The following is a 17,061-nucleotide window of genomic DNA, read 5'->3' on the forward strand; positions in this document are numbered from 1 at the left end:
GGGACGGCCGCCGCCGCACACCAGCCGGGCACCCTCCTCGATGCCCTTGGCGATGTAGCCCTCGACCCGCTCGCGCTGCTTCTCGCTGATCAACGCGCCGACCTGCGCGCCCGGATCACTGGGCACCCCGACCGGCATGGCGGTGACGAAGTTCTTGACCGCCTCCACGATCTCCTCGTAGCGCGAGCGGGTCGAGGGCTACATCGCCAAGGGCATCGAGGAGGGTGCCCGGCTGGTGTGCGGCGGCGGCCGTCCCGAGGGCCTGGAGGGCGGCTACTTCGTGCAGCCGACGGTGTTCGCCGACGTCGACAACTCCATGACCATCGCCCAGGAGGAGATCTTCGGCCCGGTGCTGTCGATCATCGCCTATGACACCGAGGACGACGCGATCAAGATCGCCAACGACTCGGTGTACGGGCTGGCCGGCAGTGTGTGGACTTCCGACGTCCCGCGCGGGATCGAGATCTCGCAGAAGATCCGCACCGGGACCTACGCGATCAACTGGTACGCCTTCGACCCGTGCTGCCCGTTCGGCGGCTACAAGAACTCCGGCATCGGCCGGGAGAACGGCAAAGAGGGCGTCGAGCACTTCACCCAGCAGAAGAGCGTGCTGATGCCGATGGGCTACACACTCGACAGCTGAGCGCGTTGCCGTTGCGACAACGGTAAGCCCATATACTGCCGTCCGTGGGCGCGCGACTGTGGTTTACCCCCTGGGCCGTGTACTGGGTGCTGATGGGGAATACGCCGCTGCTGATCGCGGCGGTGGTGGCGCTGGCCGTTGCGGTCGCCGTGGTGGTTATCGGCCGCGAGCCCTCGGCACGGTTCGTGGGGATCGGAGCCATCGCGACGTTCGCGGTGCTGGCAGCGCCACCGCTGGCGTTGGGCTGCGCGCAGCGGTGGGTGCTGCCGCTGAGTTTCGCCGGCCTGCTCGCGACGTTGCTCGCCGGCAGGGTGCTGGGCAAATCCGTGGTGGAAGCCGTCGTGAAGGCGGATCTGCCCGCAGCGGTGGTGCAGACCGAGCTGTTCGCTCCGGTCGTGAACCGGCTGACCTGGCTCTGGCTGAGTGCGCTCGCGGCCATGTCGGTGTCGGCGCTGATTTCACCGATCCTGCGGAGCGACGCCGAGACACCGCTGACCTACCTGTGTTCCTGGGTGATTCCGTTCGGGATCTTGGCCGCGGCGGCGATCGCGTCGGCCATCGTGGCCGACCGGATGACCGCCGGCTTCGGCGACGCGGTGCGCAAGACCAGTTTCGTCGCGTTCGTCGACCTGGAGATCGATCAGCTGTACTACCTGGCCCAAGAACACGCCAACCGCGAAGTCGGCCCGGGCCAGGAGGCGTACAACGTTACCGTCGGCGCGAAGGGAACGGCATTGGTCGGCGACGAGACCCGGGTGTCGTGGCCGTCGACCTACAAGGTTCGACAGCTCAGCGGTTGAGTTGTTGCCGGCGGCGGTGCTCGATGCAGCGCCCCACCTGCGCCCGATAGAAGTCCTCGGTGAATCCGCCCGCGGTATAGAGCCGCACGCCGAGCCGGTCTCGCAGCTCGCCGAGGTCGACGGCGTCGGTGGTGGCGTTGGCCAGCACCCAGTCGACGGCGGCGTCGCTGCCCTGCGCCCGGCAGATCCGGTCGACCTGCCTGGCGGCGCTGCGCTTGTGGAACCGAGCGAACCCGGCCTTGCTCCACGCCCGAATCTCCCGCGCCTCCAGATCCAGCAGCTCGCGCAGCACCGACAGCGGGCCGTCCGGCACCGTCTTGAACGATGCGGCGTCGCCGAAGGCCAGTGCGCCGTCGGGTCGCCGGATCCGCTCTACGTCGGGCTCCACCACCACCGCGCCGCGCCCCTTGGCCAGCTCGTGGGCCCAGCGGACTATCGCGTAGCCGTGGTCGGGCAGACCGTAGCGGCGGGTGTAGAGCTCCACCGCCCCGAGCGTAGTGGTCGGGGCGGTGGATCAGCTCTGCTACTGGTTCGGCCCCGGGGTGCCCGCAGAGCCGGGGGTGCCGTCGGCCTGGCCGGCGGTGCCGGCAGTGCCGTCGCCGCCGGTCGCGCCGTTGGTGCCGCTGCCGCCGGCTCCACCGGTGCCGCCGGCCCCGTTGCCGTTCGGCCCGACCAGACCACCCGCTCCGCCCGCGCCGCCTGTACCGCCGGTTCCGATTCCGCTTTGCGGATCGCTGGCGACGCCGACACCGCCAACACCACCGGTCCCGCCGGCGCCGCCGACAACCCCGGCTCCATCGGCGTCACCACCTGCACCGCCGACACCGCCTGCTCCGCCGTGGCCGAAGATCGTGCTGGTGATCGGAGTCGCGCCGTGGTCGCCGGCCCCGCCGCCACCACCGCCGCCGCCACCACCGCCGGTGCCGCCGTTGGTGCCGGTGCCACCTGCACCGCCGCCGCCGCCGGTGCCGCCGATCCCGCCCTGCGACGGGTAGGTACCGCCGGTGCCACCACTGCCGCCGTCACCACCGGTGCCGTTGACGCCACCGATGCCGACCGCGCCGCCCGCCCCACCATTGCCCAGGACGAAATTCTGATTGTTCGAACTGGCGCTGGTGCCGCCGCCGTTGCCACCAATGCCACCGCCACCGCCGTGACCGCCATCACCGGCGCCGTTGCCGCCGATACCGCCCACGCCGCCGTCCTTGCCGGTGATGTTGAAGGAACCGATGCCGCCCAGGCCGATGCCGCCGCCCTTGCCGCCGTCACCGCCGCGCCCGCCGTCACCGAGAGTGGTGGCATTGCCTCCGTGGCCGCCCGCGCCGCCTTCTTGCGCGATCGACAACAGTTGGGGCACACGCTGCCCGTCGACAATTACAAACCCGGTCCGGCTGTTGGCGCCGGTGCCGCCGTTACCGCCGTCGCCGCCATTGGCCCGGTCGCTGCCGGCCGCCCCGGCCTGGCCATCGGCGGCCGGTTTGCCGTCTGCCCCGGTTCCGCCGTGGCCTGCGGTACCGGCCGCGCCACCGAGTTGGCCGGCGTCACCGCCGTTGCCGCCGTTACCGGCCGGGCCGTCGATCTGGTTGTTGAGCGAATTTCCGCCGGCACCGTTGCCGCCGTTGCCGCCGTTGCCGGCATCGCCGCCGTTACCGGCGTTGCCGCCGAGACCACCGGCACCGTGGGCCGCGCTACCGCCATCGCCGCCGTTGCCGCCGACACCGCCGTTGCCGCCGTCGCCGCCGTCCTCGCCATTGCCGTTGGAACCCGCCGCGGCGTTGGCGCCGTTGGCACCGGTGATGGTGCCACCGTCGCCGCCGTTGCCGCCGTTGCCGGCGTCGCCGGATTCGGTGCCCCCCGACCCGCCGTTGCCGCCGTCACCACCCGCGCCGCCGACGCCACCGTCGCCGAACCCAGAGGCACCCTTGCCGCCATCACCGCCGACGCCGCCGTTGCCGATCCGGCCGGCGTTGCCGCCGTCACCGCCGGTGCCGCCGGCCTGCGCAGTCACGCTGCCGTCGGTGTTGGTGATAAGCAGGCCGTCCAGACCCACCCCGCCGGCGCCGCCGTCACCGCCGTCGGAGGCTTCCGCGCCGTCGTCGCCGTCCGCAGCCGTGCTGCCGTCGCCGTTGGTGCCACCGGAACCACCGGAGCCCGCCGTTCCGCGGTCACCGCCGTCGCCGCCGTCGCCACCGCCGACCGAACCGCTACCACCGGTGCCGCCGTCGCCGGCATTGCCCGCGTTGCCGCCGGTGCCACCGGCACCGCCGATGCCGCCCGGGTCGGTGGCGTCGCCGCCATTGCCGGCCGTACCGCCGTTACCACCGTTGCCGGCGTCCCCACCGGCGCCGCCGGTGCCCTGCGTGGCCGTGCCACCGGTACCGCCATCACCGGCCGCACCGCCGTTACCACCTGCGCCACCGGCACCGCCGTTGGTGTCGTTCGCGCCAGGTCCACCAGCGCCGCCGTCTCCGGCGTCACCGCCGTGCCCGCCGACTCCGCCGTTACCCGAGGTGGTGCCGCCGGCACCACCGGTTCCGCCCGCGCCGCCGGCCCCGCCGTCGGTTCCGGCGGTGCCGATGCCGTTGGGATCCGTGCCACCGTCAACGCCATCGGCGCCGGTGCCGCCATTACCGCCGGCACCCCCGTTGCCGACGGTCGAGGCCGCACCACCGGCGCCGCCGTCGCCACCGGCCTGCGAGACCGGCACACCGCCGATGTCAACCACCTGACCATCGCCACCGTTGCCGCCGGTACCACCGTCGGCGTTGGCACCGTCGGCAGCGCTGTCACCGACATTGCCGGCGTTACCACCACCGGCGCTGCTGCCGCCTGCACCCGCCGTCCCGGCACTGCCACCGACAGCCCCGCCGCCACCATCGCCACCGTTACCGGCGACGACTCCATCGCCGCCACCGGCACCGTCGCCACCGGCTCCGGCAGTGCCGGCATCACCGCCAGCCCCGGCGTTGCCACCGGAGCCGCCGTTGCCATTGGTCGCCGAGCCGCCTTGCCCACCGACTCCACCGGCGCCACCGGCCCCGGCGTCGCCGCCGTTACCGCCGGAGAGTCCACTGTCGGCAGCGGCGTCCGCGCCGGCGCCACCATTGCCGCCCTTGCCGCCCGCACCGGCGTTACCGCCCGCGCCGCCGTCGCCCGACGTGGTGCCGCCGGCACCGCCGGCACCGCCGCTACCGCCGTTGCCGGCGGCCAGACCAGCCGTGCCGTCGCCCGTCACCGGGTCGGTGCTGCCGCTGGTGCCATTCGCGCCGGCACCGCCGTTGCCGCCGGCACCGCCGGTGCCTTCCGCCCCGGCCGCACCGCCGGCGCCGCCGTCGGCGCCGTTCTGAACGATCTGCACGCCGCCGACGGTGATCACCTGGCCGCCGCTGCCATCGCCGCCGTTTCCGCCGTTTCCGCCGGTCCCGGCGGCACCGTCGGCACCGTCAGCAGACCGGGTCTGGCTGTCACCGCTCAGGCCGCCCTGGCCGCCAGTGCCTGCGGTTCCGCGGTCGCCGCCCTGGCCGCCGTTGCCGCCCTTGCCGCCGACGAGCTCGGTGAGACTGTTGGCGCCGTTGCCGCCGTTGCCGCCGTTACCGGCGTTGCCGGCCGCGCCGCCGTCGCCGCCCACGCCGCCGGCGCCGTCGCTGCCGGCGTTGCCATGGGCAGCGGTGCCACCGACACCTCCGGCGCCACCGGCACCACCATTGCCGCCGTCCGTGCCGTCGGTGCCGTCGGTGCCGTTCCCGCCGTCGGCACCGCTGTCTGCAGCCGCGTTGGTGCCGTCATTGCCGTTGGTGCCGCTGCCGCCGGCGCCACCGGTGCCACCCGCGCCGCCGACACCGCCGTTGCCGCCATTGCCGGCGATCGAACCGCCGAGACCGCCCGCACCGCCGGTACCGCCCGCGCCGCCGGTGGTGCCATCGGTGCCGATGCTCGCGTCGCCGACCAGACCGTTGGCGCCCCTGCCGCCCGTTCCGCCGTCACCGCCGTTGCCGTAGGCGCCACCGTCACCCCCAAGGCCGCCATTGCCGCCGACGGCACCGGCGACGGTGCCCGTCGATGCGTCATAGCCGCTACCACCGACGCCGCCGTTTCCGCCGGTCGGCCCGGCACCGGCGGTGCCGGCGTTGCCGTTGGTCGAACCCGTGCCGGCACTGCCCGCAGCCGCAGCGGTGCCCGAGTCGCCACCCTGGCCGCCGTTACCGCCGTCGACGTGCGCGGCGGTCCCGGCCGCGCCGGCACCACCGTCACCGGCCACTCCGGCGGCCCCGCCGTTGCCGGCATTGCCACCGACTCCCTGCGTGCCGCCGGCGCCGAACAGCGACGCGCCGATACCGGCCGCGCCGCCCTTACCGCCGTTGCCGCCGAGCGCACCGTCACCGCCGTTGCCACCGGTGCCGCCGCTCCCATCCCCGTTGTCATCGAAGGTCCCGGCTGCCCCGGTCGCCCCAGCCCCGCCGTTGCCGCCGTTACCGCCGGCACCGCCGGCGCCACCGTTGCCGCCCAGACCCAGAATCGACGAACCGGCACCACCGGCCCCGCCATTACCGCCGTTGGTGCCGGCCAGCCCGTTGCCGCCACTGGCGCCGGCCGTGCTGCCGGTGGTGCCATTGGTGCCGTTCCAGCCCGCGCCGCCGACGCCGCCGTCACCGCCGTTGCCGATGGCGCCCATGCCGAAGAAGTCCTGGGCCTGACCCGAGCTGCCGCCGATGCCGCCGTTACCGGCCGCCAGGGTCGCGGTGGCGGCACCGCCGGCACCACCATCACCGCCGTTGCCCCACATCTCCCCGCCATGGCCACCATTGCCACCGTCGGCGCCGAAACCACCGGCGCCACCGTCGCCGCCGTCACCGATACCACCGGCATGGCCACCGTTACCGCCGGCGACACCTTCGAGGTTCGAGGACCAGCCGTCGCCACCGTCGCCGAACCACAGGCCGCCGGCCTGGCCGTTGATGCTCTCGGCGGTGCCGTCGGCACCGTTGCAGATGATCCCGCAGAAGCCCTCGGTGAGCGGTGCGAACAACTGGTTGATCACGCCGTTGACCTGCGAGCCGAAGTCAGAATTGATCCAGTCCTGCAGGCTGTCGTGCAACGGGGCGTAGAAGTAGGTGTCCCACATCTGGGCCCACTCGGCACCGCTGTCATCGGCCGCACCGACGCTCGAGTCCACGGTGAACAGGCCGTTGAAGTCCGTCGAGAGATTGCCCCAGGCGCTGGGGTCAAAGAGGTCATTGAGGAAATCCTCGAAATCCGCGTTGGCCGCCGGGGCCACCGCGAGCGGCCCCAACCCGAATGACAGGAAAGCCCCTACAGATGCCGCGGAACCGATCACCCGCCTCCGAGCCGACTTGCGCTTGCCCCCACGACGACGAATCTCAGCCATTGGACAGCCCTCTCTAACGGAAACGCTCAGGAAACTCAGGTGGCGTTTACGCTAGCGTCAATAAGACAGCTTGTCCGTAATTTCTTGCATTCCCGTTTTTCCGCGTGGCGCACGCCGAAAAAGTGAACGGCGAATCTACGACCAAGGACGACGGTCCAACAAGGCGAACCGCCGATTGCGTTTGCAATCAACCGGCCGGGTGAGTGCTAGAAAGCGTCCTCGCTCAGCTCCATCACAGCTAGGTCATCATTTTCGACGATGCGCCGCTCCACACTGAGTCTCGGCAGCACAGTAGCGGCGAAAAACGTTGCGGCGGTGATCTTTCCGCGGTAGAAATTCCGATCGCTTTCGACGACTTCGCCATCCAGCGCGCCCAGCGCAATCTCGGCCTGCCGCAACAGCAGCCAGCCGATCACCAGGTCCCCGACGGACAGCAGGAACCGCACCGACTCCAGGCCGACCCGGTAGAGCTCGCGGGAGTCCTGCTGCGAACCGAGCAGGTAGCCGGTCATGGTGGTGGCCATCGCCCGCACGTCGTCGAGGGCGGAGGCCAGCAGCTTGCGGGAGTCAGCCAGCTCCGAGCGCGCGTCTCCGCTGTCGAGGAACGCATCGATCTGGGCGACCAGATGCCCCAACGCCTGGCCGCGGTCACGGGCGATCTTACGGAAGAAGAAGTCCTGCGCCTGAATGGCGGTGGTGCCCTCATAGAGGCTGTCGATTTTGGCGTCGCGGATGTACTGCTCGATCGGGTAGTCCTGCAGGAAGCCGGATCCGCCGAAGGTCTGCAGCGCTTCGGTCAGGTATTGATAAGCCCGCTCCGAGCCGACCCCTTTCACGATCGGAAGCAACAGATCGTTGACCCGCTCGGCCATCTCGGCGTCGGCGCCCGACACCTGCATGGCGACATCCGGGTTCTGGTGGGCTGCCGTGTAGAGGTAGAGCGCTCGCATCCCTTCGGCGTAGACCTTCTGCATCATCAGGGCACGGCGCACATCCGGGTGGTGGATGATCGTCACCCGCGGCGCGGTCTTGTCGGTCATCTGGGTCAGGTCGGCTCCCTGGATACGGGTCTTGGCGTACTCCAGCGCATTGAGATATCCGGTGGACAGCGTGGCGATTGCTTTGGTGCCCACCATCATTCGTGCGTACTCGATGACGTGGAACATCTGGGCGATGCCGTTGCGGGTGTCACCGACCAGCCAGCCCTTCGCCGGGACGTCGTGCTGGCCGAAGGTCAGCTCGCAGGTGGTCGAAACCTTCAGCCCCATCTTGTGTTCCAAGCCGGTGACGAACACCCCGTTGCGCTCACCGGGCTCGCCGGTCTCGGGATCGGGCAGGTACTTGGGCACCAGAAACAGACTGAGCCCCTTGGTGCCCGGCCCGGCGCCCTCGGGACGGGCCAGCGTCATGTGCATGATGTTCTCGAACAGGTCGTCGCTGTCGCCGTTGGTGATGAACCGCTTGACGCCGTCGATGTGCCAGCTGCCGTCGGGCTGCTCGATTGCCTTGGTCCGGCCGGCACCCACATCAGAACCCGCATCGGGCTCGGTGAGCACCATGGTGGCGCCCCAGTTCCGGTCGATCGCCATGGCCGCCCAGTGCCGCTGCTGCTCATTACCCAGGCCGTAGAGGATGTTGGCGAAGATCGGGCCGGCCATGAACATGAACACCGCTGGATTGGCGCCCAGCACCAGTTCGTTGATCGCCCAGGACACCATCGACGGCGCCGGCACGCCGCCCACGTCCTCCGTCAGGCCGATCCGGAACCACTCGCCCTCCTGCCAGGCCCGCAGCGACGCCTTGAACGGCTCAGGCAGCGTCACGGTGTGAGTGGCCGGGTCGAACACCGGCGGATTGCGGTCGCTGTCGGCGAACGACTCGGCCACCGGCCCCTCGGCGAGCCGGGCGGCTTCGGCCAGCATCTGGCGCACCGTGTCGCCGTCGAGGTCACCGAAGGCGCCGTCTGCCAGACACTGCTCCAGCCCGAGCAGCTCGAAGAGATTGAATTCCAGGTCGCGGACATTGCTCTTGTAATGACCCATGGGTCAAGCATGCTCTTAGACCCGCCGCGACTTCCGGCGTTTCAGCGCATCCGGGCCGGCGCCAGCTCAGCTGTCGAGAACCTGCGCCACCCGAGCCTCGACGTCACCGAGGCCGGTCAAGTCGATGCCGAACCGCTCGGTCAACGCCGCACAGACCTGCGCGGCGTCAGCGAAGCGCACCCGCTCGGTGCCGCCGCGGGCGTGGACGGCCAGGTTGCGGCCACGCAGGTTCCACCGCGCATCATCGGTCACCAACGACGCACTGAGCCCCACAACGAAGTTCGACTCGGGGTGGGTCGAGACGTACCAACTGCCCACCTGCATGTCGATCAGCGGCCGCGGCTGCACGCCGAAGGTGTACAGCGGGCGCCAGCATTCGCCGATCAGCGACTCCAACACGTAGCCGTCGCGGTACTCCCGCAGCCGGAACGGCTCGTGCGACGTGGACTGCACCTCGTCGGCGACCAGCCGGATCGGGGCCGTCAGGGTCTGTCCGCCGAATCCGACGTCGACCAGGTAGGGCTCGTCGTCACCCGGGATGCGTACCGCCAGCGCCTGGTGGGTCTGCGGGGGGGCCGGACCGTCCAGCCCGTCCGGGGCCATCCAGACGACCCGCGCGGCCAGCCGGTCGACCGCGAACCCGAGCTCGCGCAGCACACCGCACATCAGGTTGTTGTGCTCGTAGCAGTAACCGCCGCGGCGGCGCACCACCAGCTTGGCGGTCAGCGCCGGCAGACTCAGGTCACTCACCGGCACACCCGTCAGCGGGTCGAGATTCTCGAACGGGATGTGGCGGACGTGGGCGGCCACCAACGCCGCCACTGTCTCGTACGTAGGTTCGGTGCCGCCGCGGTATTGCACGCGGTCGAAGTACGCCGTCAGATCGACGCGAGAGCTTCTCACTGTCGCCGATGCTATCTACCACCCCGGCCGGGCCGGTAGCATGGGCAAAACTAGAACACGTTCCAATTGAAGGGGCCCGTGGTGGACACACCGGACAACGACTGGTCAGATGATGTGCCCAGGCCCATCACCAAGTGGGACCCGGGCCTGACCGAGCGGGTGATGGGTCTGTTGCGGCCGCTGATCAAGGGCTATCACCGGGCCGAGGTACGGGGTCTGGAGTCGTTCCCCAACGGCGGCGCCCTGGTGGTCTCAAACCATTCCGGTGGCCTGTTCGCGATGGACGTCCCGGTGTTCGCCACCGGCTTCTACGACACGTTCGGCTACGAGCGCCCGGTCTACACGCTGAGCCACGACCTGATCTTCACCGGCGTCACCGCTGACTTCTTCCGCAAGACCGGGTTCATCCCGGCCAACCACGAGAACGCCGACGAGGCGCTGCGCTCCGGCGGCGTGGTGGTGGTCTTCCCCGGCGGCGACTACGACGTCTACCGGCCGACGTTGGAGGAGAACAAGATCGACTTCGGTGGCCGCAAGGGCTACATCCGTGCCGCGCTCAACGCCGGCGTGCCGATCGTGCCGACGGTCGGGATCGGCGGCCAGGAGAGCCAGCTCTACCTGTCCCGCGGTACCGGCCTGGCCAAGGCGCTGCGACTGGACAAGCTGATGCGGGTCAAGATTCTGCCGATCTCGTTCGGCTTCCCCTTCGGCCTGTCCGCGGTGTTGCCGGTCAACCTGCCGCTGCCCACCAAGATCGTCATGCAGGTCTGCGAGCCGATCGACATCGTCGCCGAATTCGGTGAGGATCCCGACATCGACGTCGTCGACGCGCACGTGCGTGCCGTCATGCAGGAAGCCCTGGACCAGCTGGCGCGCGAGCGTCGCCTCCCGATCCTGGGCTGAGCGAGATGGCCCTGGTCGACTCGCTCAATCGGGCCGGCTCGATGCTGGCAACGTTCACCCGGGCCGGACTGTTGGCGCCCATGCGCCCGGACAAATACCTGCGGATCGCCGCCGCGGCGGCCCGCGAGGGCGGCACGACCACCACCGGCATCGCCATAGCGGCCCAGCGGTGCGGCGACCGTCCGGCGATCATCGACGAGCACGGTACATGCACCTACGCCGAGCTCGACCTGCGGTGTAACGCGCTGGCCGCCGGTTTGCAGCGGCTGCCCGGCCGGACGCCGCGGGCGATCGCCCTGATGTGCCGCAACCACCGCGGCTTCATCGAGGCGCTGGCGGCCGCCAACCGGATCGGCGCCGACGTGTTGTTGCTCAACACCAGCTTCGCCGGGCCGGCGTTGGCCGAAGTCGTCGCCCGTGAAGGCGTCGACCTGATCTGCTACGACGAGGAGTTCACCGCCGCAGTGGATCTGGCCGTGCCGGTCGACTCGGGGTGCACCCGGGTAGTCAGTTGGACCGACAGCTCGATTGCCGGCCTGACCATAGACGACTTGGTCGACGCCAACACCGGGCGGCGCCCGGCCAAACCGAACCGGTCCGGCAAACTGGTCATGCTCACCTCCGGAACCACCGGCACGCCCAAAGGCGCACGACGCTCCGGGCGGGGCGGCGGCGGGATCGCCGACCTTGCGGCCATCTTCGACCGAATCCCTTGGCACACCGAGGAAACCGTCGTCATCGCCGCACCAATGTTTCATGCCTGGGGGTTCTCCCAGCTGGCATTGGCCTTGACGATGGCGTGCACCATCGCCACCCGGCGCAAGTTCGACCCGGAAGCCACTCTGGCGCTGGTGGAGGACAACGACGCAACCGGATTGTGCGTCGTCCCGGTGATGTTCGACCGGATCATGGCTTTGCCCGATGAGGTCCGGGCCGAATACCCTTGCACGTCATTGCGGTTCGCCACCGCATCTGGATCGCGGATGCGTCCGGACGTGGTGACGGCGTTCATGAACGCCTTCGGCGACGTGGTCTACAACAACTACAACGCGACCGAGGCCGGCATGATCGCGCTGGCCACCCCCGAAGACCTGCGCTACTCCCCCGACACCGCTGGTCGTCCGGCACCGGGCACCGAGATCCGGATCCTGGACAGCGCTTTCGCCGACGTCCCGATCGGGCAGACCGGGCAGATCTTCGTGCGGAACTCCTCGCAGTTCGACGGCTACACCGGTGGCGACTCGAAGCAGTTCCACGACGGCTTCATGGCCTCCGGCGATCTGGGCTACTTCGATGACACCGGAAGGCTTTTCGTGGTCGGCCGTGATGATGAGATGATCGTCTCCGGCGGCGAGAACGTCTACCCGATCGAGACGGAGAAGGCGCTGACCAAGCATGCCGCCGTCGCCGAAGCCGCCGTGATCGGTGTCGACGACGCCGACTACGGGCAGCGCCTGGTGGCCTTCGTCGTCTTGGAGCCGGGCGCTTGCGCCACACCCGAGGAACTCAAGCAGCACGTCCGGGACAACCTGGCCGGCTACAAGGTGCCCCGCGAGATCACCATTCTGGAGGAGTTGCCGCGCAACAACACCGGCAAGGTGTTGCGGCGGGAGTTGCAGGCGCGCGCCTGACGCTCAGGCCGGGGCCATGGCCGTCTCGACCGGCGTCAGCTTCTCGGAAAGCCCTGCGGCACGGCGTATTGCGATGAACTCGTCGACCATGGCGGTGCTCACCTCGTGCGGGTCATCGACGGTGGCGCCGTCGGCCAGCACCGAGATGTTGAGCTGGTCCACGTAGCTCCACACGGTGATGTTCAATCCGCTTCCGGCGGTCAACGGCCCCACCGAGTAGATCTCGGTGACCAGAGCACCGCCGACCTTCCCGCGCTCCCGCGGGCCGGGCACGTTGGAGATGTTGAGGTTGAGCACCTTGTTCTGCCCGTCGCGGCTTGAGAGCCACCGGAACAGCGACTCCGCCGGTGCCGGCGGCAGGTACGCCGACCACCTGCTGACCAACTCCGGTCCGACCAAGTGGTGGGCTTCCTTGGCCAGATTGGCTGCCTCCCGGGCCTTTTCCACCCGCTCCAACACATCCTCGACGTCAACCGGCAGCGCGACCAGCACCCCGGAGAACCGGTTTCCCGAGATCCGGTCCGGGGAGAAATCGAAGCTCATCGGCACCGACGCGAGCAGCGGATGATCCGCCTTGCCGTCGTAGCGCAGCAGCAGGGTGCGCAACGCCCCCGCCGAAATGGCCAGCACCAGGTCGTTGATCGTGACGCCCAATTGCTTGCTGGTCGCCTTGATGTCGGCCAGTGCGAGGGTCGCGGTGGCGAACCGGCGTTCGGGGGTGAGCATGTGGTTGATGAAGCTCGGTGGCGGGGTGAACGGCCGGGTCAGTTCGGCGGACAGTTTTCGGGTGCTGCGCCGGACCCGCCCCACGCCGGCCGCGGTGTAGCCGATGGTCGCCGGGATCTTGCCCAGCTGCCGCAGGTGGTCGCGAAACGCCGAACGCACCAGCTGGCCGCCGCTCGGGGCCGGATCGGTTTCGTAGGAATCCCGTTCGAACTGCGGACCGCCCAACAGATCCATGCCGCGGGCCATCAGATTCGCCGAGGCGATCCCGTCGGCGAGGGCGTGGTGGATCTTGCCGACCACCGCGATCCGGTTGTTCGCCAGACCCTCGATGAAATACATCTCCCACAGCGGGCGGCTGCGGTCCAGCGGCGTGCTGGCGATCTGCCCGATGGCCTCGTCGAGTTCGCGACGACCGCCCGGGGCGGGCAGCGACCACGGCCGGATGTGGTAGCTCAGGTCGACTTCGCAGTTCTCCCGCCACATCGGGTGGTGGAACTTGCCGGGGATGTCCACCAGTTGGTAGCGAAACGGATCCAGCTTGTAGAGCCGGCTGTGGATCACCCGGCGGAAGGACTCGACGTCGAACCCGCGCCGGTCAGCGTCGAGCTCGATCACCGCGACCTTGAGGGTGTGCATGTGCACGTTCGGCGTCTCGCTGTAGAGCAGCACCGCGTCCCACCCGCTGAGTCGCTTCACCGTCGCACCATCCCCATGCAGGGACCATACCGCGGCGGGCGGCGCTCAGATGACCTGTTTGCCGCCGATAGTGGTGCGGTCCCGGTGAATCTGATTGAGGAACAACCCGATTGCCGTGCTCACCGCGCCGGTGCGAGCGCCGTCGGTCATGTCGAAACCGTGCCCTGCTCCGGGCAGCTCCAGGTACCCGACCTTGGAGCGCGACACCGCCCGTAACCGGTCCGCGAAGACCCGGGCCTGCGCTACCGGGATGACGGTGTCGGCGCTGCCGTGCACCACCAGGAACGGGGGCGCCTTGGGATGCACCCGCGCGATCGGCGATGCCTTGCGGTAGAGGTCGCGGTGGCGCCGCAGCGACCTGCCGACCACCACCCGTTCCAGGAAGTCGACGAAGGCGACCCGTTCGGGGGTGGACCGGTCCTGCCAGTCGTAGCGGCCGTAGATGCCGACCACGGCGTCCACCGAGGTGTCGGCGCCGTCGGGGAGTTGGTCGGCGAATTCCCGATCGCCGACTGGGCTGCCGGTCAGCCCGGCCAGGGCGGCCAGATGCCCGCCGGCCGAGGAGCCCGCAACCGCGACAAAGTTGCGGTCGCCGCCGAACTTGTCGACGTTGGCGTGCGCCCAGGCGATCGCGGTCTTGACGTCGATGATGTGGCGCGGCCAGCGGTTGTGCGGCGCGACCCGGTAGTCGATGGACAGACAGACCCAGCCGCGCTCGGCCAGGTGCGACAGCAGCGCGTAGCCCTGCAGCATCCGGCTGCCGTGCACCCAGGCGCCGCCGGGGACATAAATCAGCACCGGAGCCGGTGTCGTCGGCAGCTCTCGGGGCGCCCACACGTCGAGCACCTGGGCGGGGTCACTGCCGTAGCGCACGCCGGAACGGTGGATGTGGCGCCGGTGCTGCCATGCCTTCCACACCGGCGGGGCCTGCTCCGGTTGCGGCCAGGCGATGTCGAGCTCGGCGCCGGTGACGACGCCGCGTAACGCGGCCTCGGAGACCGCCTGGGTCTGCTCGCGGTCCCGCTTGCGGGCGGTGGCGGCCCCCGGCGTCAGCCACGCTTTGGCCGCGCTGGACAGGAACTCCGGCATGTGGCGGGTGCCCCACACTCCCATCGCGGTCATCCCGCCCAGGGGTTCCAGCTGCTTCCCGACCACCGGCAGCGAAGCTGAAGCGACGCTGAAAGCCAGCAGGTAGTCGGCGGGCCGGGCCCGCTTCAGCCAGCGCAGGCGACCGGTCAGGTTCCAACCGGTCTGCCCGGTCTGCGGTGCAGCGGTCATTAAGGGAGAGTACCGCGCTGGCCCGAGAGTAAACGACAATCGGGCGGGTTGTCGGCCGTAAGCAGCGGGCACCGGCAATACTGAGCCGATGGTAAGCACCGAGTTCCATCCAGATCTGCGCAGAGCCGCCCGATTCCTGCCGCGTGGCGGGATCGGGCCCCGGACACTGCCGATGATCCGAGCGCTCGCGGGCATCCAGGGCCGTCGCACGCCCCGCGGCATCGAGGTGCTGACGCTGCCCTCGGGCGGCAACATCCGGATTTTTCGGCCACATAAGCCTCACCATGGGTTCGCCGCCCCCGCACCCGCGCTGCTGTGGATCCACGGCGGCGGCTACGTGCTCGGCCAGGCCGCCCAGGACGATCGGCTCTGCCGCAGGTTCAGCCACAAACTCGGGATCACCGTCGCGTCGGTGGACTACCGGCTCGCACCCCAGCACCCCTACCCCGCCGGGTTGGAGGACTGCTGGGAAGGGCTGACGACGCTGGCCGGGCTGCCCGGAGTCGACCCGGCGCGGGTGGCGATCGGCGGGGCCAGCGCAGGCGGCGGATTGGCGGCCGCCCTGGCGCAGCTGGCCGTCGACCGCGGCGAGGTCCAACCGGTGCTGCAGCTGCTGGTGTATCCGATGCTGGATGACCGCAGCGCGCAGCTACCGGCTGATCCGGGCTACCGGTTGTGGAGCCCGCGGAGCAATCAATTCGGCTGGACGGCGTATCTGGGCGATGCCGATCCGCAGGTCGCGGTGCCGGCCCGGCGTGCGGATCTGAGCAGGCTGGCACCGGCCTGGATCGGGGTGGGCACCCTGGATCTGTTCCACGACGAGAACCTGGCGTACGCGGAGCGGCTTCGGCAGGCAGGCGTGCCGTGCGAGGTCGAAACCATCGCCGGCGCATTCCACGGTTTCGATCTGCTGCTGGCGAACGCACCGGTGTCGCGGTCGTTCTTCGCCAGCCAGTGCGCCGGCCTGCGCAACGCCTTCACCCGGGAAGGCTGATCCGGTGGCGGGTACCGAGGAGCTGCGCGCGCTGCGCGGCACGGTCGCCGACTTGATGGCCAAGCGCTCCGACGACGGCTGGGACGAGCTGGCCGCGATGGGCTTGCTGGGGCTGCTGGTGCCCGAGGAGTACGGCGGTGCCGGCGCCGGACCGGTCGAGGTGGGCGTGGTGGCCGAGGAGCTGGGCCGGGTCCTGTTCGCCGGCCCGTACCTGTCGACCGCGGTGCTCGCGGTGAATCTTCTTACGGCCCTGGATGACTTGGCGCAGTGTGCCGCGGTGTTGCCGGCGATCGCCGCCGGGACGACTCGGGTGGCGGTCGCGTTCGCCGAGGGTAACTCGACCCGCCCGCCCGCTGAACCGGCGACCTCGGCCCGCAGTGACGCCGACCGGCCCCTGCTGACCGGCGAGAAGCGATACGTGCTCGACGCCGACTCCGCCGACCTGCTCTACGTCTTGGCCGCCGCCGAAAGCGGACCGGGTGTTTTCGCCGTCGATCCCGCCGGCCCGGGCGTCACCGTGGAGCCGTTGACGACGGTCGATGCGTCCCGCCGGCTCTGCGTCGTCCGCTTCGCCGACGCCCCGGCCACCGCGGTCGGCGCGCCCGGAAGCGGCGTGCAGGCGGTGACCACGGCGCTGGACCGCACCGCGGTGGCGCTGCTCGGCGAGCAGGCCGGTGCGGCCCGGCACGCCATGGAGATGGCCCGCGACTACGCCAAGACCCGCTACCAGTTCGGCCGGGCGATCGGCAGCTTCCAGGCCGTCAAGCACATGTGCGCCGACATGCTGTTGGAGGCCGAGTCCGCGGTGTCGGCCGCGCGCCACGTCGCCGCAACCGCTGGTTCGACGGGTTCATGCGGCTGGCTCGCCGACCTGGCGCTGGCGCAGATACCGGTGGGCGGGGTGCTCCCAGGTGAACCCGATCCCGCCGTGCACCTGAATGTTGGTGGCGCCGACGAAGACGAACGCCTCCGAGCAGTAGGCCTGCGCCAGCGCCAGGTCGGCGAGCCAGCCGCATGAACCCGTCGAACCAGCGGTTGCGGCGACGTGGCGCGCGGCCG

The 17,061-nt window shown here is 70.2% G+C and carries 11 protein-coding genes and 3 pseudogenes; 6 read left to right on the forward strand and 8 right to left on the reverse strand.

The window, feature by feature from the left end; all coding sequences use genetic code 11:
• Positions 1–189, reverse strand: a pseudogene (locus tag A5648_RS22270) (aldehyde dehydrogenase family protein); the annotation flags it as partial.
• Here A5648_RS22270 and A5648_RS02125 point away from each other — a divergent pair.
• Positions 182–643 (forward strand): annotated as a pseudogene (locus A5648_RS02125) (aldehyde dehydrogenase family protein); the annotation flags it as partial. The pseudogenes A5648_RS22270 and A5648_RS02125 sit on opposite strands and share 8 nt — an antisense overlap.
• A 44-nt stretch (positions 644–687) precedes the next feature.
• Complete coding sequence (locus A5648_RS02130) at positions 688–1,443, forward strand: hypothetical protein (RefSeq protein ID WP_234787260.1); 756 nt, start codon at positions 688–690, stop codon at positions 1,441–1,443.
• Here the strand turns inward: A5648_RS02130 and A5648_RS02135 are convergent.
• From A5648_RS02135 to A5648_RS02150, 4 genes are all read right to left on the reverse strand, one after another.
• Positions 1,433–1,927 carry a hypothetical protein gene (locus A5648_RS02135; RefSeq protein WP_065022972.1) on the reverse strand — a complete coding sequence of 165 codons (495 nt, stop codon included), beginning with the start codon at positions 1,925–1,927 and terminating at the stop codon, positions 1,433–1,435. The genes A5648_RS02130 and A5648_RS02135 overlap by 11 nt on opposite strands.
• Before the next feature lie 39 nt (positions 1,928–1,966).
• Complete coding sequence (locus tag A5648_RS24780; RefSeq protein WP_165607286.1) at positions 1,967–6,829, reverse strand: PGRS repeat-containing protein; 4,863 nt, start codon at positions 6,827–6,829, stop codon at positions 1,967–1,969.
• 206 nt (positions 6,830–7,035) lie between these two features.
• Positions 7,036–8,871, reverse strand: a complete 1,836-nt coding sequence (locus A5648_RS02145) for an acyl-CoA dehydrogenase (protein WP_065022974.1) — start codon at positions 8,869–8,871, stop codon at positions 7,036–7,038.
• A gap of 66 nt (positions 8,872–8,937) precedes the next feature.
• A complete protein-coding gene (locus A5648_RS02150; protein WP_065022975.1) occupies positions 8,938–9,774 on the reverse strand; it encodes an arylamine N-acetyltransferase family protein in 837 nt (278 codons plus the stop codon).
• A 162-nt stretch (positions 9,775–9,936) separates the two neighbouring features.
• On the opposite strand from A5648_RS02150, the gene A5648_RS02155 reads away from it, so the two are divergent.
• Both A5648_RS02155 and fadD12 read left to right on the forward strand, forming a co-directional pair.
• Positions 9,937–10,677, forward strand: a complete 741-nt coding sequence (locus tag A5648_RS02155; protein WP_234787261.1) for a 1-acyl-sn-glycerol-3-phosphate acyltransferase — start codon at positions 9,937–9,939, stop codon at positions 10,675–10,677.
• 5 nt (positions 10,678–10,682) lie between these two features.
• Positions 10,683–12,308: an acyl-CoA ligase FadD12 gene (fadD12, locus tag A5648_RS02160; protein WP_065022976.1), complete on the forward strand. Its 1,626-nt coding sequence runs from the start codon at positions 10,683–10,685 to the stop codon at positions 12,306–12,308.
• Between the two features lie 3 nt (positions 12,309–12,311).
• On the opposite strand, the gene A5648_RS02165 is transcribed toward fadD12, so the two are convergent.
• On the reverse strand, positions 12,312–13,730 hold the full coding sequence (locus A5648_RS02165) for a WS/DGAT/MGAT family O-acyltransferase (protein ID WP_065022977.1): 1,419 nt from the start codon (positions 13,728–13,730) through the stop codon (positions 12,312–12,314).
• Between the two features lie 45 nt (positions 13,731–13,775).
• Positions 13,776–15,008, reverse strand: a complete 1,233-nt coding sequence (locus tag A5648_RS02170; RefSeq protein WP_065022978.1) for an alpha/beta hydrolase — start codon at positions 15,006–15,008, stop codon at positions 13,776–13,778.
• Positions 15,009–15,096: 88 nt separating this feature from the next.
• Between A5648_RS02170 and A5648_RS02175 the strand changes: the two genes are divergently transcribed.
• Positions 15,097–16,002, forward strand: coding sequence for an alpha/beta hydrolase (locus A5648_RS02175; RefSeq protein WP_065022979.1), 906 nt, complete (start codon positions 15,097–15,099; stop codon positions 16,000–16,002).
• A 55-nt stretch (positions 16,003–16,057) separates the two neighbouring features.
• Positions 16,058–16,828: pseudogene (locus A5648_RS02180) on the forward strand (acyl-CoA dehydrogenase family protein); the annotation flags it as partial.
• Between the two features lie 24 nt (positions 16,829–16,852).
• Here A5648_RS02180 and A5648_RS22290 read toward each other — a convergent pair.
• Positions 16,853–16,999, reverse strand: a complete 147-nt coding sequence (locus tag A5648_RS22290; protein ID WP_342707234.1) for an acyl-CoA dehydrogenase family protein — start codon at positions 16,997–16,999, stop codon at positions 16,853–16,855.
• Between the last annotated feature and the right edge of the window lie 62 nt (positions 17,000–17,061).

The organism is Mycolicibacter sinensis, assembly GCF_001673565.1.
GTDB lineage: Bacteria > Actinomycetota > Actinomycetes > Mycobacteriales > Mycobacteriaceae > Mycobacterium > Mycobacterium sinense_C.